This is a genomic window from Klebsiella michiganensis (assembly GCF_015139575.1).
Classification (GTDB): Bacteria; Pseudomonadota; Gammaproteobacteria; order Enterobacterales; family Enterobacteriaceae; genus Klebsiella; species Klebsiella michiganensis.
The window spans coordinates 5,559,677-5,580,556 of the sequence record NZ_AP022547.1; the positions used below are offsets into that span (position 1 = coordinate 5,559,677).

General features: G+C 58.1%; 18 protein-coding genes. 13 read left to right on the top strand and 5 right to left on the bottom strand.

Going from position 1 to position 20,880, the window contains the following annotated elements:
- The first annotated feature begins 39 nt into the window (after window positions 1–39).
- Both panS and JLG71_RS26010 read left to right on the top strand, forming a co-directional pair.
- Complete coding sequence (gene panS, locus JLG71_RS26005; protein ID WP_200913895.1) at window positions 40–984, top strand: ketopantoate/pantoate/pantothenate transporter PanS; 945 nt, start codon at window positions 40–42, stop codon at window positions 982–984.
- 183 nt (window positions 985–1,167) lie between these two features.
- On the top strand, window positions 1,168–1,440 hold the full coding sequence (locus tag JLG71_RS26010; protein WP_200913896.1) for a DUF3811 domain-containing protein: 273 nt from the start codon (window positions 1,168–1,170) through the stop codon (window positions 1,438–1,440).
- On the opposite strand, the gene rluF is transcribed toward JLG71_RS26010, so the two are convergent.
- The gene (gene rluF / locus JLG71_RS26015) at window positions 1,437–2,309 is read right to left on the bottom strand and encodes a 23S rRNA pseudouridine(2604) synthase RluF (RefSeq protein ID WP_014227524.1); all 873 of its coding nucleotides are present in this window, start codon (window positions 2,307–2,309) and stop codon (window positions 1,437–1,439) included. The genes JLG71_RS26010 and rluF overlap by 4 nt on opposite strands.
- Window positions 2,310–2,657: 348 nt before the next feature.
- On the opposite strand from rluF, the gene JLG71_RS26020 reads away from it, so the two are divergent.
- From JLG71_RS26020 to pepE, 9 genes are all read left to right on the top strand, one after another.
- On the top strand, window positions 2,658–3,605 hold the full coding sequence (locus JLG71_RS26020) for a sugar-binding transcriptional regulator (RefSeq protein WP_014227523.1): 948 nt from the start codon (window positions 2,658–2,660) through the stop codon (window positions 3,603–3,605).
- Between the two features lie 70 nt (window positions 3,606–3,675).
- The gene (locus tag JLG71_RS26025; RefSeq protein ID WP_025107711.1) at window positions 3,676–4,479 is read left to right on the top strand and encodes an SDR family oxidoreductase; all 804 of its coding nucleotides are present in this window, start codon (window positions 3,676–3,678) and stop codon (window positions 4,477–4,479) included.
- Window positions 4,480–4,488: 9 nt separating this feature from the next.
- Window positions 4,489–4,896: a mannose/fructose/sorbose PTS transporter subunit IIA gene (locus JLG71_RS26030; protein WP_014227521.1), complete on the top strand. Its 408-nt coding sequence runs from the start codon at window positions 4,489–4,491 to the stop codon at window positions 4,894–4,896.
- On the top strand, window positions 4,896–5,390 hold the full coding sequence (locus JLG71_RS26035) for a mannose/fructose/sorbose PTS transporter subunit IIB (RefSeq protein ID WP_025107712.1): 495 nt from the start codon (window positions 4,896–4,898) through the stop codon (window positions 5,388–5,390). Before JLG71_RS26030 ends, JLG71_RS26035 begins: the two co-directional genes overlap by 1 nt.
- 186 nt (window positions 5,391–5,576) lie before the next feature.
- Window positions 5,577–6,374: a PTS mannose/fructose/sorbose transporter subunit IIC gene (locus tag JLG71_RS26040; protein WP_025107713.1), complete on the top strand. Its 798-nt coding sequence runs from the start codon at window positions 5,577–5,579 to the stop codon at window positions 6,372–6,374.
- 11 nt (window positions 6,375–6,385) lie between these two features.
- Window positions 6,386–7,210: a PTS system mannose/fructose/sorbose family transporter subunit IID gene (locus JLG71_RS26045; protein WP_004097717.1), complete on the top strand. Its 825-nt coding sequence runs from the start codon at window positions 6,386–6,388 to the stop codon at window positions 7,208–7,210.
- A 97-nt stretch (window positions 7,211–7,307) separates the two neighbouring features.
- Entirely contained in the window at window positions 7,308–8,540 is a 1,233-nt protein-coding gene (gene sorE, locus JLG71_RS26050) for an L-sorbose 1-phosphate reductase (RefSeq protein ID WP_025107714.1), read from the top strand.
- Window positions 8,533–9,342, top strand: coding sequence for a shikimate 5-dehydrogenase (locus JLG71_RS26055; RefSeq protein ID WP_032719358.1), 810 nt, complete (start codon window positions 8,533–8,535; stop codon window positions 9,340–9,342). Before sorE ends, JLG71_RS26055 begins: the two co-directional genes overlap by 8 nt.
- Before the next feature lie 308 nt (window positions 9,343–9,650).
- Window positions 9,651–10,340 carry a dipeptidase PepE gene (gene pepE, locus JLG71_RS26060; protein ID WP_014227515.1) on the top strand — a complete coding sequence of 230 codons (690 nt, stop codon included), beginning with the start codon at window positions 9,651–9,653 and terminating at the stop codon, window positions 10,338–10,340.
- Between the two features lie 482 nt (window positions 10,341–10,822).
- Here the strand turns inward: pepE and JLG71_RS26065 are convergent, their stop codons facing one another.
- Both JLG71_RS26065 and metH read right to left on the bottom strand, forming a co-directional pair.
- Complete coding sequence (locus JLG71_RS26065; RefSeq protein ID WP_009651734.1) at window positions 10,823–12,454, bottom strand: Na/Pi cotransporter family protein; 1,632 nt, start codon at window positions 12,452–12,454, stop codon at window positions 10,823–10,825.
- Between the two features lie 187 nt (window positions 12,455–12,641).
- A complete protein-coding gene (gene metH / locus JLG71_RS26070; protein ID WP_025107717.1) occupies window positions 12,642–16,325 on the bottom strand; it encodes a methionine synthase in 3,684 nt (1,227 codons plus the stop codon).
- Window positions 16,326–16,521: 196 nt separating this feature from the next.
- On the opposite strand from metH, the gene iclR reads away from it, so the two are divergent.
- Both iclR and JLG71_RS26080 read left to right on the top strand, forming a co-directional pair.
- Entirely contained in the window at window positions 16,522–17,349 is an 828-nt protein-coding gene (gene iclR, locus JLG71_RS26075; protein WP_004097706.1) for a glyoxylate bypass operon transcriptional repressor IclR, read from the top strand.
- A gap of 9 nt (window positions 17,350–17,358) precedes the next feature.
- Entirely contained in the window at window positions 17,359–17,763 is a 405-nt protein-coding gene (locus JLG71_RS26080; protein ID WP_086074014.1) for an ASCH domain-containing protein, read from the top strand.
- A gap of 13 nt (window positions 17,764–17,776) precedes the next feature.
- On the opposite strand, the gene aceK is transcribed toward JLG71_RS26080, so the two are convergent.
- Both aceK and aceA read right to left on the bottom strand, forming a co-directional pair.
- Window positions 17,777–19,519, bottom strand: a complete 1,743-nt coding sequence (gene aceK, locus JLG71_RS26085) for a bifunctional isocitrate dehydrogenase kinase/phosphatase (protein ID WP_200913897.1) — start codon at window positions 19,517–19,519, stop codon at window positions 17,777–17,779.
- Window positions 19,520–19,572: 53 nt separating this feature from the next.
- On the bottom strand, window positions 19,573–20,877 hold the full coding sequence (gene aceA, locus JLG71_RS26090) for an isocitrate lyase (protein WP_004097699.1): 1,305 nt from the start codon (window positions 20,875–20,877) through the stop codon (window positions 19,573–19,575).
- Between the last annotated feature and the right edge of the window lie 3 nt (window positions 20,878–20,880).

The following is a 20,880-nucleotide window of genomic DNA, read 5'->3' on the forward strand; positions in this document are numbered from 1 at the left end:
TATAACAAGCAAACACAACTTACGTGCAAGGAAAACAACATGCTCGCCACGCTTACGCGGCTGTTCCCATTATGGGCGCTGCTGCTCTCGGTTATCGCCTATTACACGCCATCCACTTTTACCCCCGTTGGCCCGTGGGTCCCGACGCTGCTGATGCTGATTATGTTCGGCATGGGCGTGCATCTGAAAGTCGACGATTTTAAGCGCGTGCTTTCCCGCCCCGCGCCGGTCGCCGCAGGCATTTTTCTCCACTACCTGGTGATGCCGCTCGCCGCCTGGCTGCTGGCGCTGATTTTTCACATGCCGTCCGAGCTCTCCGCCGGGATGGTGCTGGTCGGCAGCGTCGCCAGCGGTACGGCATCCAACGTGATGATCTTTCTGGCAAAAGGCGACGTCGCGCTCTCAGTCACCATCTCATCGGTTTCCACGCTGGTTGGCGTGGTCGCCACCCCGCTGCTGACGCGTCTGTACGTGGATGCGCATATTCAGGTGGACGTGATGGGGATGCTGCTCAGCATTCTGCAAATCGTAGTGATCCCGATTGCGCTGGGGCTGGTCGTGCACCATCTGCTGCCGAAAGTGGTGAAGGCGGTGGAGCCGTTCCTGCCGGCCTTTTCGATGGTCTGCATTCTGGCGATTATCTGCGCCGTGGTGGCCGGTTCCGCATCACATATCGCTTCCGTAGGCTTTGTGGTGATTATCGCCGTCATCCTGCATAACACCATCGGCCTGCTCGGCGGCTACTGGGGCGGACGGCTGTTTGGCTTTGACGAATCCACCTGCCGCACGCTGGCGATCGAGGTGGGAATGCAGAACTCCGGCCTTGCCGCCGCGCTGGGGAAAATCTACTTTGGCCCGCTGGCCGCGCTGCCCGGCGCGCTGTTCTCGGTCTGGCACAACCTGTCCGGCTCGCTGCTGGCCGGCTACTGGTCAGGGAAGCCTATTGTTGATAAATCGCGTAAAACGGTAAAAGAGCGCGAATAACCCGTAATTTTCCCGGCTTGCGCTGCGCTTAGCCGGGCTAAGGTCCGTGCAGCTTGCGGGTTTTGTAGCCCGGACAAGTGCGCAGCGCCGCCTCCGGGATTTTCTGCAAGGCACAACAATTTACCGTGAGACGTCAGCCCCAATACCGTACACTGAAACCACAGGCTAATTGAGGGCACCACTATGGCACTCCCCCGCATCACGCAAAAAGAGATGACCGAGCGCGAACAGCGCGAACTGAAAACCCTGCTCGACCGCGCGCGCATCGCCCATGGCCGTCCGCTGACCAACGCTGAAACCAATAGCGTGAAAAAAGAGTACATCGATAAACTGATGGCCCTGCGCGAGGCCGAGGCTAAGAAAGCCCGCCAGCTGAAGAAAAAGCAGGCTTATAAACCGGACGCAGAGGCCTCGTTTTCCTGGTCGGCAAATACCCTGACGCGCGGCAGACGTTAACGCCCTTTCTTCTTGCGCCCCGGCGCGGTAAAGCGTTTGCCGTTCGACGCCGGGCGGGAGGACTTGTCGCTGGTTTTTTCAATCGCCACGACGGGACGCTTGATGCCGGCCGTTTTCGGCTTCGCTTTTGCCTTCGGTTTCGCTTCTGAAGACGAGTTTTCAATCAGTTTGAAAAGATCGATCAGCTCATCGTCGGTCAGATCGCGCCACTCTCCCAGCGGGATCCCCGTCAGGCTGACGTTCATGATCCGCGTCCGCTCAAGCTTCGTCACTTCATAGCCAAAGTGTTCGCACATCCGGCGGATCTGGCGATTCAGCCCCTGCACCAGGGTAATGCGGAACACAAACGGCGCTTCTTTTTTCACTTTGCACTTCTTCGTCACCGTGCCGAGAATCGGTACGCCCGCCCCCATGCCGCGGATAAACTCATCGGTCACCGGCTTATCAACGGTAACCAGATACTCTTTTTCGTGATCGTTACCGGCGCGCAGGATTTTATTCACCAGATCGCCATGGTTGGTCAGAAAGATCAGCCCCTGGGAGTCTTTATCCAGGCGACCGATGGGGAAAACGCGTTTGCTGTGGTTTACGAAATCAACGATGTTGTCGCGTTCGCCGTCTTCGGTAGTGCTGACGATGCCAACCGGTTTATTCAGCGCAATCAGGACCAGATCGTCCGCTTCGCGCGGCTCAATCAACCGGCCATTGACTTTTACCACGTCGCCCGCTTTAACCTGGTCGCCGATGGTAGCGCGCTTGCCGTTGATAAAAACGTTGCCTTGTTCGATAAAGCGATCGGCTTCACGACGCGAGCAAATTCCGCTTTCGCTGATGTATTTATTGAGTCGGGTTGATGAGTCGGGCAGCATAAAATCTCCTGTAAAAGCGAAATATACCCTACCTTGCGGGCGATAAAAAAGAATCGCGCTCTCGTCGCCTGCCGCTAAATGTGATCTGCCACGCCTTTCAACACAAAAGTGTGCCCATGAAAGCCCGGCAACTTTGCCCGGCGAAACAAAGCAGAATCAGGCTCTTATCACGTCCGGCACAAAGGTGCCATAAACCACCGGTAAGCAACGCAAATGTGCAACAGAAACGGTCGGAACATCATCATGAAATAGAGGAAAATTTCTTTGAAGCGGGTCGCTGATGGGGTTATATCAGATCATGACAGCAACTCTCCCATTTGCACAAATGTGCAGGAGCCGACAGTGACGATGGAAAACAGCGACGATATTCGTCTGATCGTGAAAATCGCCCAGCTCTACTATGAGCAGGATATGACCCAGGCGCAGATTGCCCGCGAGCTGGGGATATACCGCACCACTATCAGCCGTCTGCTGAAGCGCGGCCGCGAGCAGGGTATCGTCACTATCGCCATCAACTACGACTACAACGAAAATCTGTGGCTTGAGCAGCAGCTAAAACAAAAATTCGGGCTCAAAGAGGCGGTGGTGGCGGCCTGCGACTCACTGCTGGAGGAGGATCAGCTCAATCTTATCGGCCTGCATGGCGCGCAATTGGTCGACAGGCTGCTGGAGCCGGGCGATATCGTCGGCTTCTCCTGGGGTCGGGCGGTGCGCGCGCTGGTGGAGAATCTGCCGCAGGCCAGCCAGTCCCGTCAGGTTATCTGCGTGCCGATTATCGGCGGCCCCTCCGGAAAACTGGAAAGTCGCTACCACGTGAATACGCTGACCTACGGCGCAGCGGCGAAGCTGAAAGCGGAATCTCATCTCGCTGATTTCCCGGCACTGCTGGATAACACATTAATTCGCAACGGTATTATGCAGTCCCGGCATTTTAAAACGATTGCCTCCTACTGGGATAACCTGGACGTCGCGCTGGTGGGCATTGGTTCTCCGGCGATCCGCGACGGCGCCAACTGGCATGCATTTTACGGCAGTGAAGAGAGCGACGATCTCAACGCTCGCCAGGTCGCCGGCGATATCTGTTCGCGTTTTTACAACATTGATGGCGCGCTGGTCGAAACCGCCATGAGCGAAAAAACGCTCTCTATCGAGATGGCGAAACTCAAGCAGGCGCGCTACTCGGTGGGTATCGCCATGGGCGAGGAGAAATACGCCGGGATTCTTGGCGCCTTAAACGGTCATTACATTAATTGTCTGGTGACGAATCGAGAAACCGCTGAGTCATTACTGAAGTAAATGTCAAGAATATGATTTCACGCAGCGCTGCTGCGGGGGATCCCTTTATCTAAAGAAACAGGAGTCGATAATGAATACATGGTTAAATTTAAAAGACAAAATAATTATCGTGACCGGCGGCGCATCAGGAATCGGCCTGGCGATTGTCGATGAGTTATTAGCCCAGGGCGCAAACGTGCAGATGAGCGATATTCACGGCGGCGACAAACATCAGGATCGCGATAATTATAATTTCTGGCCAACCGATATTTCCAGCGCCAGCGAAGTGAATAAAACCGTCGACAGTATTATTCAGCGCTTTGGCCGCATTGATGGTTTAGTCAATAACGCCGGCGTCAACTTCCCGCGTTTATTAGTCGATGAGAAAGCGCCGTCCGGTCGCTATGAATTAAATGAAGCGGCTTTCGAAAAAATGGTCAATATCAACCAGAAAGGCGTGTTCCTGATGTCGCAGGCGGTGGCGCGCCAGATGGTTAAACAGCGCAGCGGCGTGATTGTTAACGTCTCGTCAGAAAGCGGTCTCGAAGGCTCTGAAGGCCAGAGCTGCTACGCCGCGACCAAAGCCGCGCTGAACAGCTTTACCCGCTCCTGGTCGAAAGAGCTGGGCAAGCACGGTATTCGCGTCGTAGGCGTTGCGCCGGGCATTCTGGAAAAAACCGGGCTGCGTACGCCGGAATATGAAGAAGCGCTGGCCTGGACCCGCAATATCACCGTCGAACAGCTGCGCGAAGGCTATAGCAAAAATGCGATTCCTGTTGGTCGCTCCGGCCGTCTCAGCGAAGTTGCTGATTTTGTTTGCTATCTGCTCTCAGAGCGCGCCAGCTACATTACCGGAGTAACCACTAACATTGCGGGCGGCAAAACGCGCGGCTAAGGGGGAAACATGGTTAACGTCATCTTCTGCGCTCACGGTCAGCTGGCCTGCGCCATGCTCGACTCGGTGCGCATGGTTTACGGCGATGTCCACGTCAGCGCCGTGGCGTTTGTACCGGGGGAAAACGCGGGCGATATCGCCGATAAGCTTGAAAAGTTGGTAAGTACTCACAAAGAGGAGGAGTGGCTCATCGCCGTCGATCTACAGTGCGGCAGCCCGTGGAACGCCGCCGCCGGCCTGGCGATGCGCAACCCACAGCTTCGGGTCATCAGCGGCCTGTCGCTACCGCTGGCTCTGGAGCTGGTCGATAACCAGCAAACGATGAATGCAGAAGCACTGTGCCAACATCTTGAGACCATCGCCAGCCAGTGCTGCGTCACCTGGCGGCAACCGGAAACCGTTGAGGAGGATTTCTGATGAACATTACGCTCGCACGCATTGATGACCGCCTGATTCACGGCCAGGTCACCACCGTTTGGTCAAAAGTGGCCAACGCCCAGCGCATCATTATCTGTAATGACGACGTGTATAACGACGACGTTCGCCGCACGCTGCTTCGCCAGGCCGCGCCGCCGGGCATGAAGGTCAATGTGGTGAATATCGAGAAAGCCGTCGCCGTTTATCACAACCCGCAATATCAGGACGAAACGGTTTTTTATTTATTCACTAATCCGCAGGACGTATTAACCATGGTGCAGCAGGGCGTCAAAATAGCCACGCTGAATATTGGCGGCATGGCCTGGCGACCGGGTAAAAAACAGTTAACCAAAGCGGTGTCATTAGACGCAGCGGATATTAATGCCTTTCAGCAGTTAGATACTCTGGGCGTTAAGCTTGATTTACGCGTCGTGGCTTCGGATCCGTCGGTTAATATTCTCGATAAAATAGCAGAGCAGTCCGTTACAGAATAATAAAACGCGCCTTTTATTACACACTATCATTCTGGATGCATCGCGGCGGCAAATGAGCGAGTCACCAGCAGCATAGCTAACTATGTGACTGGGGCGAGAGAATGCAGTCAACAAAGAGGCAGCCTGAAGAACATCGTGTAAATGCCGTAAAAGGCAGGGATTTCTATACCCTCAAGGTGACAAATTATGGAAATAAGTACCCTACAAATAATCGCCATATTTATTTTTTCCTGTATTGCCGGGATGGGCAGCGTGCTGGATGAATTCCAGACGCACCGGCCATTAATCGCCTGTACCGTGATTGGCTTAATTCTCGGCGATCTAAAAACCGGGATTATGCTCGGCGGGACGCTGGAGCTGATCGCGCTCGGCTGGATGAACGTCGGCGCGGCGCAGTCTCCGGATTCGGCGTTAGCCAGCATTATCTCCGCCATCCTGGTGATCGTGGGCCAGCAAAGCATCGCTACCGGAATAGCGATTGCGCTGCCGGTCGCTGCCGCAGGTCAGGTGCTCACCGTGTTCGCCCGCACCATTACCGTGGTGTTCCAGCACGCGGCGGATAAGGCCGCGGAAGAGGCGCGCTTCAGAACAATCGATCTGCTGCACGTGTCTGCGCTGGGCGTTCAGGCGCTGCGCGTCGCCATTCCCGCACTCATCGTTTCTCTGTTTGTCAGCGCGGATATGGTCAGCAATATGCTCAACGCCATTCCGGAATTCGTCACCCGCGGTCTGCAAATCGCCGGCGGTTTTATCGTGGTGGTCGGCTACGCCATGGTGCTGCGCATGATGGGCGTGAAGTATCTGATGCCCTTCTTCTTCCTCGGCTTCCTCGCGGGCGGCTATCTCGACTTTAGCCTGCTGGCCTTCGGCGGCGTCGGGGTCATCATCGCGCTGATTTATATCCAGCTTAATCCGCAGTGGCGTAAACCCGAACCGCAGGCCGCCGCCACCTCTTCCACTGCCCTTGACCAGCTTGACGACTGATGGAGCCCAACATGGAACAGAGAAAAATTACCCAAGGCGACCTGGTGAGCATGTTTCTGCGCTCCAACCTGCAGCAGGCGTCATTCAACTTCGAACGTATTCACGGGCTTGGCTTCTGCTACGACATGATCCCGGCCATCAAGCGCCTCTACCCGCTGAAAGAGGATCAGGTCGCCGCGCTGAAGCGCCATCTGGTGTTCTTCAACACCACTCCGGCAGTCTGCGGGCCGGTGATTGGCGTCACCGCCGCGATGGAGGAAGCCCGGGCCAACGGCGCCGCTATCGACGATGGCGCCATCAACGGGATCAAAGTTGGCCTGATGGGGCCGCTGGCAGGCGTGGGCGACCCGCTGGTATGGGGCACGCTGCGGCCGATTACCGCCGCCCTCGGCGCCTCGCTGGCGCTCTCCGGCAATATTCTTGGACCGCTGCTGTTCTTCTTTATTTTCAACGCGGTACGTCTGGCGATGAAGTGGTACGGGCTGCAGCTCGGCTTCCGTAAAGGGGTCAATATCGTCAGCGATATGGGCGGCAACCTGCTGCAAAAACTAACCGAAGGCGCCTCCATTCTTGGCCTGTTTGTGATGGGCGTGCTGGTGACCAAGTGGACCACCATCAACGTCCCGCTGGTGGTCTCGCAAACCCCGGGCGCCGACGGCTCGACCGTCACCATGACCGTACAGGACATCCTCGATCAGCTCTGCCCCGGCCTGCTGGCTCTGGGCCTGACGCTGCTGATGGTGCGCCTGCTCAATAAGAAAGTGAACCCGGTATGGCTGATTTTCGCCCTCTTCGGTTTGGGGATTATCGGTAACGCGCTGGGCTTCCTGTCCTGATTTTTCCGCCCCGGCGATGCCGGGGCTACTTCAACAAGTTAGACCCAAAAGATTTCGCAGCCGTCATGCGAAAGATGAAGGGGATGAGGTGGTAAACATGCAAACAACAACAGCCCTGCGCCTGTACGGCAAACGCGACCTGCGCCTGGAAACCTTCGAACTCCCGGCGATGCAGGATGATGAAATCCTCGCCAGGGTGGTCACCGACAGCCTGTGCCTCTCCTCGTGGAAAGAGGCGAATCAGGGCGAGGACCACAAAAAGGTGCCTGACGATGTGGCGACCAACCCAATCATTATCGGCCATGAGTTCTGCGGGGAGATTATCGCCGTCGGCAAAAAGTGGCAGCACAAGTTTCACGCCGGCCAGCGCTATGTGATTCAGGCCAACCTGCAGCTGCCGGATCGCCCGGACTGCCCCGGTTATTCTTTTCCATGGATCGGCGGCGAAGCCACCCACGTGGTGATCCCCAACGAGGTGATGGAACAGGATTGTTTGCTTTCCTGGGAAGGCGATACCTGGTTTGAAGGCTCGCTGGTGGAGCCGCTTTCCTGCGTGATTGGCGCCTTCAACGCCAACTATCATCTGCAGGAAGGCAGCTATAACCATGTGATGGGCATTCGCCCGCAGGGCCGCACGCTGATCCTCGGCGGCACCGGCCCGATGGGTCTGCTGGCCATCGACTACGCGCTGCATGGCCCGATCAACCCGGCGCTGCTGGTGGTCACCGATACCAATAAGCCAAAGCTCAGCTATGCGCGCCAGCACTATCCCTCCGAGCCGCAAACGCTGATCCACTATCTGGATGGGCGCGACGCCAGCCGCGAAACGCTGATGGCGCTCTCCGGCGGCCACGGCTTTGACGATATCTTCGTCTTCGTCCCTAACGAACAGCTCATCACCCTGGCATCCTCGCTGCTGGCCCCGGACGGCTGCCTGAACTTTTTTGCCGGCCCGCAGGATAAGCAGTTCAGCGCACCGATCAATTTTTACGATGTGCATTACGCCTTCACCCACTACGTGGGCACCTCCGGCGGCAATACCGACGATATGCGCGCCGCCGTAGCGCTGATGCAGGAGAAAAAGGTGCAGACCGCGAAGGTGGTGACTCATATTCTGGGGCTGAACGCGGCGGGCGCGACCACCCTGGATTTACCGGCGGTAGGCGGCGGTAAGAAGCTGGTTTATACCGGAAAAAACATTCCGCTTACGCCGCTGGGAAACATTAGCGACCCGCAGCTGGCGGCGATTATGGAACGTCACCACGGTATCTGGTCAAAAGAGGCGGAAGAGTATCTTCTGGCCCACGCGGAGGATATTGCTCATGATTGATCGCGATACGCTGCTGTGCATGTCGCTGGCCGGTCGCCCGGGTAACTTCGGCACCCGCTTTCATAACTACCTGTATGAAAAGCTGGGGCTGAACTATATCTATAAAGCGTTTACGACCCAGGATATAGCCGCGGCGGTAAACGGCGTGCGCGCATTAGGGATTCGCGGCTGCGCGGTCTCTATGCCGTTTAAAGAGAGCTGCATAGCGTATCTTGACGCGCTTGACCCTTCGGCAAAGGCGATTGATTCGGTCAACACCATCGTCAACGACGACGGCAGGCTGACCGGGCTGAATACCGACTATATCGCGGTGAAAAGCCTGATTGACAGCTATCAGCTCGATTCCTCAGCCAAAGTGATGATCCAGGGCAGCGGCGGAATGGGCAAAGCGGTCATCGCCGCCTTCCGCGATGCCGGTTTCCGCGATGTGATTATCGCCGCCCGCCATCGCGAGCGCGGCCTGGCGCTGGCAAAGCAGTACGGTTTTCAGTGGCAGCCCAGGCCGGAGGGAATCGCGGCGGATATTCTGGTTAACGTCACGCCGCTCGGCATGGCGGGCGGCGCGGAAAGCGAAACTCTGGCCTTTAGCCCGACGATGGTGGAACGGGCCGACGTGATATTTGACGTGGTCGCTCTGCCGCCGGAAACCCCGCTCATCAAGCTGGCGCAGAGGCTGGACAAGCGCGTTATCAGCGGTGCGGAGGTGATTGCCCTGCAGGCGGTGGAGCAGTTTGCGCTCTACACCGGCGTGCGTCCGGACGCGGCGCTGGTCGCTGAAGCCGCGGCCTTTGCCAGAGGATAAGGGCAAAACGGAGAGCGCCAGGGAGGGCGCTCTAATAACCGTTGATCAGAAAGTCGATTGCATCGCGCAGCGCAGCCCCTCCTTTGCCTGTGAATCATCAACGTAAAACTAAGCGGTTCCCGCTAGCCTGTCACGCCCGGTAGAGTCACTCTGCGAGGCACTTTCCAGATTAATTCAGAGAATCCCTGCGCCAATAATCGCCGTTCCGCTTTGCTCAGCGCGTCCCAGCGTGAGCCACGTCAGCAAGCGGTAAGATATCCTGTGATAACATCTCTGCCCGAATAATCATCTGGTCAAATGGAGAAATAATGGAACTGCTGCTATTGAGTAACTCAACGCTGCCGGGCAAAGCCTGGCTGGAACATGCGCTGCCGACCATTGCCGGGCAGCTAAATGGCCGCCGTTCTGCGGTATTCATCCCTTTTGCCGGGGTGACGCAAACCTGGGATGATTACACCGCGAAAACCGCCGCCGTCTTCAGCCCAATGGGCGTTACGGTTACCGGTATTCACAGCGTCGCGGACCCGGTGTCGGCGATTGAGAATGCGGAGATAGTTATCGTCGGCGGCGGCAATACCTTTCAGCTGCTGAAAGAGTGCCGCGAACGCGGCCTGCTGGCGCCGATGGTGGATGTGGTGAAGCGCGGGGCGCTGTATATCGGCTGGAGCGCGGGCGCTAACCTGGCCTGCCCGACGATTCGCACCACTAACGATATGCCGATTGTCGACCCTAACGGTTTTGCTGCGCTGGGGCTGTTCCCGCTGCAAATTAACCCGCATTTCACCAACGCGCTGCCGGAAGGCCATAAAGGCGAGACCCGCGAACAGCGGATCCGCGAGCTGCTGGTGGTTGCGCCAGAGCTGACGATTATCGGCCTGCCGGAAGGCAACTGGATACAGGTGACGCAGGGCCACGCTACCCTTGGCGGCCCGAATCCAACGCTGGTATTCAGAGCCGGAGAAGACGCGGTGACCCTCAACGCCGGTCATCGTTTCTAAACCCCGTGCGCACGTTTCCCGGAGGCGGCGCTGCGCGCCTGTCCGGGCTACCATCCCGCAGACGGTGAAGAACTCGTAGCCCGGGCAAGGCGCTCTGCGCCGTCCCCGGGAGCAAAGCGCAGAGTGGCATAATTACCCGGAGGCGATGCTGCGCGCCTGTCCGGGCTACCATCCCGCAGACGGTGGAGAACTCGTAGCCCGGGCAAGGCGCTCTGCGCCGCCCCCGGGAGCAAAGCGCAGAGTGGCATAATTACCCGGAGGCGATGCTGCGCATCTGTCCGGGCTACCATCCCGCAGACGGTGGAGATCTCGTAGCCCGGGCAAGGCGCTCTGCGCCGTCCCCGGGAGCAAAGCGCAGAGTGGCATAATTCCCCGGAGGCGATGCTGCGCATCTGTCCGGGCTACCATCCCGCAGACCGCGGTATACCTGTAGCCCGGCTAAGCGCAGCGCGAGCCGGGGATGTCAGGCGGCACATCAGCGCTTAATAATCATCGCGCTCATCGTCCTCATCCGGCTGCTCCATCACGCTATAGGCCACCGAGCAGAACAGTGAATTCAGACGCTTCATATCGCCCAGCAGCGCCAGGTGCAGCGTACTGGTCTCAATACTCTGCACGTTTTGCTGATGCAGGCGGTCAACGTGGGCATGCGAGTAACGACGGTTCATGATACGAAAACGATGCTTGCTGCGGCGCAGGCGGCGGGCGCTCGGCACGTCGCCGGAGAAGAAGACCGACATCGCCAGCTGCAGATTGCTGAGCAGCTGCTCGTAGAGGGCATCCAGCTCTTTTAATCCCTCCATGGAGAACGCGCGCCGCGCGGCCAGCGATTTATCGGCGATCTCGCTGCCCATTCTTTCGACGATATCCGAAGCCTGCTCGAGGTTAAGCGCCATTTCGATAATTTCCGCCCAGCGGCGGGACTCCTCATCCGCCAGCTCCTCTTTCGGCATCCGCGCCAGATAGAGCTTAATGGCGGTGTAAAGTACGTTGATATCGTCCGCCATCCGCCGCAGCTCTTTCTCCTCACGCGGCTCGCCGTGCATCACTTTATGCAGGCTTTCCAGCATCTGCTCCATGGCATCGCCAATACGCAGGGTTTCGCGAGCGGCATTGGCCAGCGCCAGGGCGGGCGTATCCAGCGCCGAAGTATCAAGATGCTTCGGCTTCAGCCGCGCGTCCAGCTCGGGCTCATCGCGAATCAGACGCTTACAGAGGTTAGCCATGGGGCCGGCAAACGGCACCATGGCGATACAGCGGATGAGGTTGTAGAAGACGTGGAAATAGATAACCAGTTCGGATTTTTGCAGCGGAAGCTCATCCATGACGTTTGCCAACAGATGCACAAACGGCAGGATAATCAGGCTACCCACCAGCTTAAACAGCAGGCTGCCGAGCGCCACGCGGCGCGCAGCGGCATTGGCGCCGCTGTTGTTTAGCATGGCCAGCAGCCCGGATCCGAGGTTGGCGCCGATCACCAGGCACAGCGCCACCGGAAACGAAATCACGCCGGTGGCGGTTAACGTTGCGGTCAGCAGCACCGCTGCCAGGCTTGAATAGCTGATGATGGCAAACACCGCGCCGATCAGCGCATCCAGCATAATATCGCCGGTCAACGAGGCGAAAATCACCTGTACGCCGTTAGCCTGGGTGATGGGATGCACCGCCTGCACGATCAGCTCCAGCGCTAGCAGAATCAAGCCCAGACCAATCCCCACGCGCCCGAGCTGGCCCGCGCGCGTTTGCTTGCGCCCAAGGAAGAAAATCACGCCGATAAAAATCAGCAGCGGCGAAAGCCAGGACAGATCGAAGGTCAGCACCCTCGCCATCAGCGCGGTACCGACGTCAGCGCCCAGCACCATCACCAGCGCAGGGGCCAGCGCCACCAGATCCTGGGCGACAAAAGAGGTGACCAGCATGGTGGTGGCGTTGCTGCTCTGCACCAGCGCGGTAACGCCGATCCCCGCGCAGAAGGCGAGCGGTTTTTTCTCCACGCTGCTGCTGAGTACGCTTCGCAGACGAGCGCCGTAGACGCGCATCACGCCGGTACGGACGATATGGGTGCCCCACACCAGTAGGGCGACGGCGGACAACAGGTGTAGCAGAGTTAACACGGAATCAGCTTCTCCTTATATTTATTCGTTCCCGAAACTCATAAACCGTTACAGGCCGGATAGCGCTTCGCTTATCCGACGGCAACGATCGCAAGCTTCCTTCAGTATAAGGGTTTACGCACAATAAAGAGACAGGGCGCTCATTGAGCGCCCTGTTAGTTGTAAGGAAAGATAACGGTTTGGTGGATCAGTCGGCATCGTAACCGAGGTTCGGCGCCAGCCAGCGCTCCACTTCCGCCACGCTCATCCCCTTACGCAACGCATAGTCTTCCACCTGGTCCCGCTGAATTTGCGCTACCGCGAAGTATTTGCTGTCCGGATGGCTGAAGTACCAGCCGGAAACCGATGCGCCGGGCCACATGGCAAAAGATTCCGTCAGCTTCATGCCGGTGCGTTTTTCCACCTCCAGCAGTTCCCAGATCGTCGCCTTTTCGGTGTGCTCCGGGCAGGCCGGATAGCCCGGCGCCGGGCGAATTCCCTGGTAGTTCTCGCGGATCAGCTCCTCGTTGCTGAGGTTTTCGTTCGCCGCATAGCCCCAGTAAACCTTACGCACCCGCTCATGCAGATACTCGGCAAAGGCTTCCGCCAGGCGGTCGGCAATCGCCTTCACCATAATCTTGTTGTAGTCATCGTGCTGCGCCTCGTAGGCGTCGGCCAGCGCGTCTTCCTCAAGGCCGCCGGTCACCGCAAAGGCGCCGATATAGTCCGCCTTCCCCGACAGCTTCGGCGCGACAAAATCCGCCAGGCAGTAGTTGGCAAAGCCGACTTTCTCCGTCTGCTGGCGCAGATGATGCCCCACCGTCAGCACGTGAGTCCGGGTTTCATCGCGATAGATTTCAACATCGTCGCCGACGCGGTTAGCCGGGAACAGCCCCACCACGCCGCGCGGATTCAGGGCCTTCCCGGCGCTGAGCTTATCCAGCAGTTCGTTGGCGTCTTTAAACAGGCGCTGCGCCTCTTCGCCGACCACTTCATCTTCCAAAATGCGCGGATACTTACCGGCCAGCGACCAGGTCATAAAGAACGGCGTCCAGTCGATATAGTTACGCAGGGTTTCGATACTGGCCTCAACCTCATGCACGCCCAGACGATGGGCCACCGGCGGGGTGTAGCTTGCCCAGTCAAAGGCCAGGTCGTTATCGCGCGCGGCCTCCAGCGTGACCGGTGGGGTGCGCGGCTTTTTACGCCCGTGCTGAATACGTACCGTTTCGTACTCTTTGCGGGTACGGGCGACAAAATCATCGCGCTGGCTATCGGACAGCAGCGCGGCGACCACGCCAACGGTGCGCGAGGCGTTCTGCACGTAGACCGTCGGCCCGCTGTAGTTCTGCTCGATTTTCACCGCCGTGTGCGCTTTCGAGGTGGTTGCGCCGCCAATCAGCAGCGGAATAGTAAAGCCCTGACGCTCCATCTCCTTCGCCACGTTGACCATCTCATCCAGCGACGGCGTAATCAGCCCGGAGAGGCCAATCAGGTCGGCGTTAACCTCGCGGGCGGTTTTCAGGATTTTATCCGCAGGCACCATCACGCCAAGGTCGACGATTTCGTAGTTGTTACACTGCAGCACCACGCCGACAATATTCTTGCCGATGTCGTGAACGTCACCCTTCACGGTGGCGATGACCATCTTGCCGTTGCTGGAACCTTTCTCTTTGCTGGCCTCAATATAGGGTTCGAGGTAGGCCACCGCCTGCTTCATGACGCGGGCGGATTTCACCACCTGCGGCAGGAACATTTTCCCTTCACCGAACAGGTCGCCGACCACGTTCATGCCGTCCATCAGCGGCCCTTCGATAACCTCAATCGGACGCGCGGCCTGCTGGCGGGCTTCTTCGGTATCGAGCTCGATAAATTCGGTAATGCCTTTAACCAGCGAGTATTCGAGGCGTTTTTTGACGTCCCAGCTGCGCCATTCCGCCTGCTGAGCGTTGGCGGTATCGTCGGTTTTGCTGCCGCGATACTTTTCCGCCAGATCGAGCAGACGTTCAGTGCCGTCATCGCGGCGGTTCAGAATCACATCTTCAACCGCATCGCGCAGCTCGGCGGGAAGGTCGTCGTAAATCGCCAGCTGGCCGGCGTTAACGATGCCCATGTCCATGCCGTTGCGGATGGCGTAGTAGAGGAATACCGCGTGAATCGCCTCGCGCACCGGGTCATTGCCGCGGAACGAGAACGACACGTTAGAGACGCCGCCGGAGATCAGCGCGTGCGGCAGTTCGCGTTTGATATCTTCGCAGGCGCCGATAAAGTCCTGGGCATAGTTGTTGTGCTCTTCAATCCCGGTCGCCACGGCGAAAATATTCGGGTCAAAGATGATGTCTTCCGGCGGGAAGCCCACCTCTTCGGTGAGAATTTTGTACGCCCGGCGGCAAATTTCAATTTTCCGCTCGCGGGTATCGGCCTGGCCCACTTCATCAAAGGCCATAACCACGACGGCGGCGCCGTAGCGGCGCACCTTTTTCGCATGCTGGATAAACGGCTCAACGCCCTCTTTCATCGAGATGGAGTTAACGATGCCTTTACCCTGAATACACTTCAGACCCTTTTCGATGACCTCCCATTTGGAGGAGTCGATCATAATCGGCACGCGGGCGATATCCGGCTCACCGGCGATCAGGTTGAGGAAACGCGTCATCGCCGCTTCGGCGTCGAGCATCCCCTCATCCATATTGATATCGATAATCTGCGCGCCGCTTTCCACCTGCTGGCGCGCCACATCCAGCGCTTCGTTATATTTTTCTTCTTTAATCAGGCGTTTGAATTTTGCCGAGCCGGTAACGTTGGTGCGTTCGCCGACGTTCACAAACAGGCTGTCATCGCCGATATTCAGCGGCTCAAGGCCGGAAAGACGACAGGCGACGGGGATTTCCGGCAGCTGGCGCGGCGGCAGGCCGGCCACCGCGCGGCTCATGGCGGCGATATGTTCCGGCGTGGTGCCGCAGCAGCCGCCGACAATATTCAGGAATCCGGCTTCAGCCCATTCGCGAATTTGCGCCGCCATCGTGTCGGCGTCCAGGTCGTATTCGCCAAAGGCGTTCGGCAGACCGGCGTTCGGGTGGGCGGTAACGTAGCATTCGGCGATACGCGACAGCTCCTGCACGTACTGGCGCAGCTCATCCGGCCCCAGAGCGCAGTTGAGGCCAAACGTCAGCGCATCGGCGTGGCGCAGCGAGTTATAAAAGGCTTCGGTGGTCTGGCCGGACAGCGTGCGCCCGGAGGCGTCGGTGATAGTGCCGGAGATCATAATCGGCAGATCGACTCCCAGCGCTTCAAACTCCTCTTTAACCGCAAAGATCGCCGCTTTGGCGTTGAGGGTATCGAACACCGTCTCAATCAAAATCAGATCCGCCCCGCCTTCCACCAGCGCTTTGGTGGATTCACGGTAGGCTTCCACCAGCCCGTCAAAGGTGATGTTGCGGAAGGCCGGGTCGTTGACGTCGGGAGAAATGGACGCCGTGCGGTTAGTCGGGCCGAGGACCCCTGCGACGTAGCGCGGTTTTTCCGGCGTGCGTGCGGTCCAGGCATCGGCGCTGGCGCGGGCCAGTTTCGCCGCCACAAAGTTGATTTCCGCCGACAGGGATTCCATCTGGTAATCCGCCATCGCGATGGTCGTCGAGTTAAAGGTGTTGGTTTCAATGATATCCGCCCCGGCCGCAAAATAGGCATCGTGGATAGCGGTTATCACATCCGGCTTGCTGAGAACCAGCAGGTCGTTGTTGCCCTTCAGGTCGCACGGCCAGTCGGCAAAGCGCTCGCCGCGAAAGTCCTGCTCACTCAGACGGTAGCTCTGGATCATGGTGCCCATGCCCCCATCCAGAACCAAAATACGTGCTTTTAACTGCTGATGCAGTTGCTCAACTTTGCTGCTCACACTCGCTCCCGACAACGCTCAACCAGACCGAAAAAACTCAACAGACCATACTGGCACAAACCGAAGGGGTGGAAAAGAGAACAGCGGGCAAGATGAGACATGTTCAGCTTCACTCATCCGATCAGTCGGGTAGTGATTGCATTATCGCCAAATAAAACGAAAATCATTTCCACGATACAGAAAAAAGGAGTCCGCGATGGCGACCCCCGCTCCCGCAAAACGCGGCAGAAAACCTGCCTCCCCCGCCGCCGCTCCGGCCGGCGGGCAAGTTCAGTCCCTGACCCGCGGACTGAAGCTGCTCGAATGGATTGCTGAATCCCACGGCAGCGTGGCGCTGACCGAACTGGCCCAGCAGGCCGGCCTGCCTAACTCCACGACTCACCGCCTGCTGACGACCATGCAGCAGCTGGGTTTTGTTCGTCAGGTCGGTGAGCTGGGCCACTGGTCGGTGGGCGCCCATGCTTTCGTCGTCGGCAGCAGCTTCCTGCAAAGCCGTAATCTGTTGGCGATCGTCCATCCGATTTTGCGTCAGCTGATGGAAGATTCCGGTGAAACGGTTAACCTCGCGGTGCTTGACCAGAGCGATCATCAGGCGATTATTATCGATCAGGTGCAGTGTACGCAGCTGATGCGTATGTCGGCACCGATTGGCGGTAAGCTGCCGATGCACGCTTCCGGCGCCGGAAAGGCGTTTCTGTCGCAGCTAAGCGAAGAGCAGGTTACCGGCCTGCTGCACCGTCAAGGTCTGCACGCTTATACCCATGCCACCCTGGTATCGCCGGTACATCTGAAAGAGGACCTGGCCCAGACGCGTAAGCGCGGCTACTCGTTTGATGACGAAGAACACGCGCTGGGCCTGCGCTGCGTAGCGTCGTGCATTTATGATGAACATCGTGAGCCGTTCGCCGCCATCTCCATTTCCGGGCCCATTTCCCGTATTACCGATGACCGCGTGACCGAGTTCGGCGCGATGGTGATTAAGGCGGCGAAAGAAGTGACGCTGGCCTACGGCGGAGTGCGCTAAATGAGCGATCTGAAATCCTACTGGCAGGATAAATACCCTTCTGCTTTCTGCTGGTCTTTCGGCGATTCACCGGCGCTGGCCGACGAGCTGGCTGCCCTGGTTATCGCCGGGAAGAAACGCGGCACCTGCGGTTCGCTTGCCAGCTATCAGCAGGAGCAGCCGCCCGTGACGCCGGGTGCGTATCACATTGTGCTGGACGGCAAAGGGAAAGCCGTCTGCGTGATACGCACCCTGACCCTCAGGCTCATTCGCTTTAACGAAATGAGCCCTGAGCTCGCCGCGCTGGAGGGCGAAGGTGATTTAAGCCTCGCTTACTGGCAATCGGCGCATCAGGCATTCTTTGAACGCGAAGGCACCTGGGCGCCGGATATGGAGCTGGTGTACGAAGAATTTGCCGTTATCGAAGCAGCCTGAAGCAGGCCATCGGCTATCCCGCCTGCTTCAGGTCGCCGTAGCGCACGCTAAAACGCTGACGGCGGCGATAGGCGTAGACGTCTTCCACGTGGCCGTTGCGGATACGCGTTTGCAGCTCCCGCCAGTAGTCGGCGCGCAGCAGGTCGGCGTGCATCTCTTCAAATAGCGGTCCGATGCGCGGGTCAGCGCACAGCCAGTGGCGAAACTCTTCCGGAAAAACATCGCCAGGCGAGACGCTATACCAGGGCTCGCTGGCAAGCTCATCCTCCGGGTAGCGCGCCGGCGGGATCTCGCGGAAATTCACCTCCGTCATATAGCAAATTTCATCGTAATCGTAGAACACCACCCGGCCGTGACGCGTGACGCCAAAGTTTTTAAATAGCATATCGCCGGGGAAAATGTTGGCGGCGGCCAGCTGACGAATGGCGTTGCCGTACTCCTCTACCGCATCGCGCAGCGCCGGACCGTCCACCTGCTCCAGCCAGATATTCAGCGGCACCATCCGCCGCTCGATATAAAGATGGCTGATCGCAATCCGATCGCCGAGATCGCTAATTTTCGCTCCGGCTTCGGTTTGTAACAGGGCCATAAGTTCGGGCGCAATTTGCCGTTTCTCCAGGACGAAGTTCTCAAACTCCTGGGTATCGGCCATCCTTCCCACGCGGTCGTGCTCTTTGACCAGCTGATAGCAGGCGCGCACGTGGGCGGCGGTCATCTCTTTCTGCGGCGCAAAGCGGTCCTTAATGACTTTAAATACCCGGTCAAATCCCGGCAAAGTAAACACCAGCATCACCATGCCGCGAATCCCCGGCGCTTCAATAAATTGCTCATCGCTGCGGGAAATATAGTGCAGGTATTCCCGATAGCTCTCGGTTTTCGCATGCTTCTGGCAGCCAATCGCCATGTACAGTTCAGCGGTGGTTTTCCCCGGGAGAATCTCGCGCAGCCACTCGACCAGCGCGCCGGGTAGCGGCGCGTAAACCATAAAATAGGAGCGGGCGAAGCCAAAAACGATGCTGGCTTCGGCATGCGTCGTCAGACAGGCGTCGACAAACAATTCGCCTTCATCGGTGCGATGGATTGGCAGAAGAAAAGGCAGCGTCGCCATCGGCGTAACCAGTTTGCCTACCAGCCAGGCCGCCTTATTGCGGTAAAACAGTTCATTCGCCACCTGCAGGTGCGACCGGGAAAGCAGCTCGCTGCCGAGCGCCTCCTGCAGGCAAGCGGTGATATAACCGATATCGCGCGCGCTGTTTTGCCACGGCAGACGGAGAGGAAGATCGGATAACACTTTGCGTAATAGCGTGTCCCAGCCGCGCTCGGGGAAGAAATCTTTGGCCAGCGGGCGCGGGATGGCGCGTAAGCGCCGCTCTGGCTGAGAGCTGAAAATGAAAAGCCGCTCGGGAGTCAGCGAGCGGTGGTCAAACAACCGGCAATAAACGGAATTGAAAAAGCTCTCCGCAATTTCGAAACGAGGGTAATCCGGCAGCAGGTGGGTATAGTGTTCTTTTACCCGCAGCAAAAAATCGGTATCGGTATTTTTACCATCGGTAATGCAGCGCAGCTGCTCGACGACCAGGCCGACATGGTGATCGTAGAGATGAATACGCTGCTTCATCGCCTGCTGGACGGCATGCCAGTCAGCCTGTTCAAAGCGCTGCTGGGCGCCGGAAGTCACTTCAAGAAAACGACCGTACTGGGCGTCAAAACCCTGCAAAATAGTTTGAGCAATCAATAATTCCAGGCCACGCGTCATCTCTTCCCCCTCACCCATCCCTCTCCCCCGGAGAGAGGGAGAGGGGGAAATTATCAGAACTGATCTTCTTCTGTAGAGCCGGTTAACGCCGTAACTGATGAGGCTCCGCCCTGGATAATGGTGGTGACCTTATCGAAGTAGCCGGTGCCGACCTCCTGCTGATGAGAGACAAAGGTGTAGCCATCTTTAGCCGCCGCGAACTCCGGCTGCTGGACCTTCTCAACGTAGTGCTTCATCCCCTCGCCCTGGGCGTAGGCGTGGGCCAGGTCGAACATGTTGAACCACATGCTGTGAATACCGGCCAGGGTGATGAACTGATACTTGTAGCCCATATCCGACAGCTGCTGCTGGAAGCTGGCAATGGTTTTATCATCCAGCTTTTTCTGCCAGTTAAACGACGGCGAGCAGTTGTAGGCCAGCAGTTTGCCCGGATATTTCGCGTGGATCGCGTCGGCAAAGCGCTTCGCCAGCTCAAGGTCCGGGGTAGAGGTTTCACACCACACCAGGTCGGCATAGGGCGCGTAGGCCAGCCCGCGGCTGATGGCCTGTTCGATACCGGCATGGGTACGGAAGAAACCTTCGCTGGTACGGTCGCCGGTAATGAACTGGCGATCGTAAGGATCGCAGTCTGAGGTAATTAAATCCGCCGCATCGGCGTCAGTGCGAGCGATCACCAGCGTCGGCACGCCCATGACGTCCGCCGCCAGACGCGCGGCGACCAGTTTCTGAATCGCCTCTTGCGTGGGGACCAGCACTTTGCCGCCCATATGGCCGCATTTTTTCACCGATGCCAGCTGGTCTTCGAAGTGTACGGCCGCTGCACCGGCCTCAATCATCGATTTCATCAGCTCAAACGCATTAAGCACGCCGCCAAACCCCGCTTCCGCGTCGGCGACGATCGGCAGGAAATAATCGGTATAACGCGGATCGTTCGGCTCAATGCCCGCAGACCACTGGATCTGATCCGCGCGGCGGAAGCTGTTGTTGATCCGATCGACCACGGCCGGTACCGAGTTCGCCGGATAGAGCGATTGATCCGGATACATGCTGGAGGCCAGGTTGGCGTCCGCTGCGACCTGCCAGCCGGAAAGATAAATCGCTTCAATGCCCGCTTTCGCCTGCTGCAGCGCCTGGCCGCCGGTCAGCGCGCCCAGGCTGTTGACGTAGCCTTTTTTCGCTTCCCCGTGCAGCAGTCGCCACATCTTTGCCGCGCCCAGCTGCGCCAGAGTACATTCCGGGTTGACCGAGCCGCGCAGCTTCACCACATCTTCGGCGCTGTATGGGCGAGTAATGCCTTCCCAGCGCGGATTCGTCCACTCTTTGTTTAATTCTTCGATTTGTTGGGTACGGGTTTTCATGTG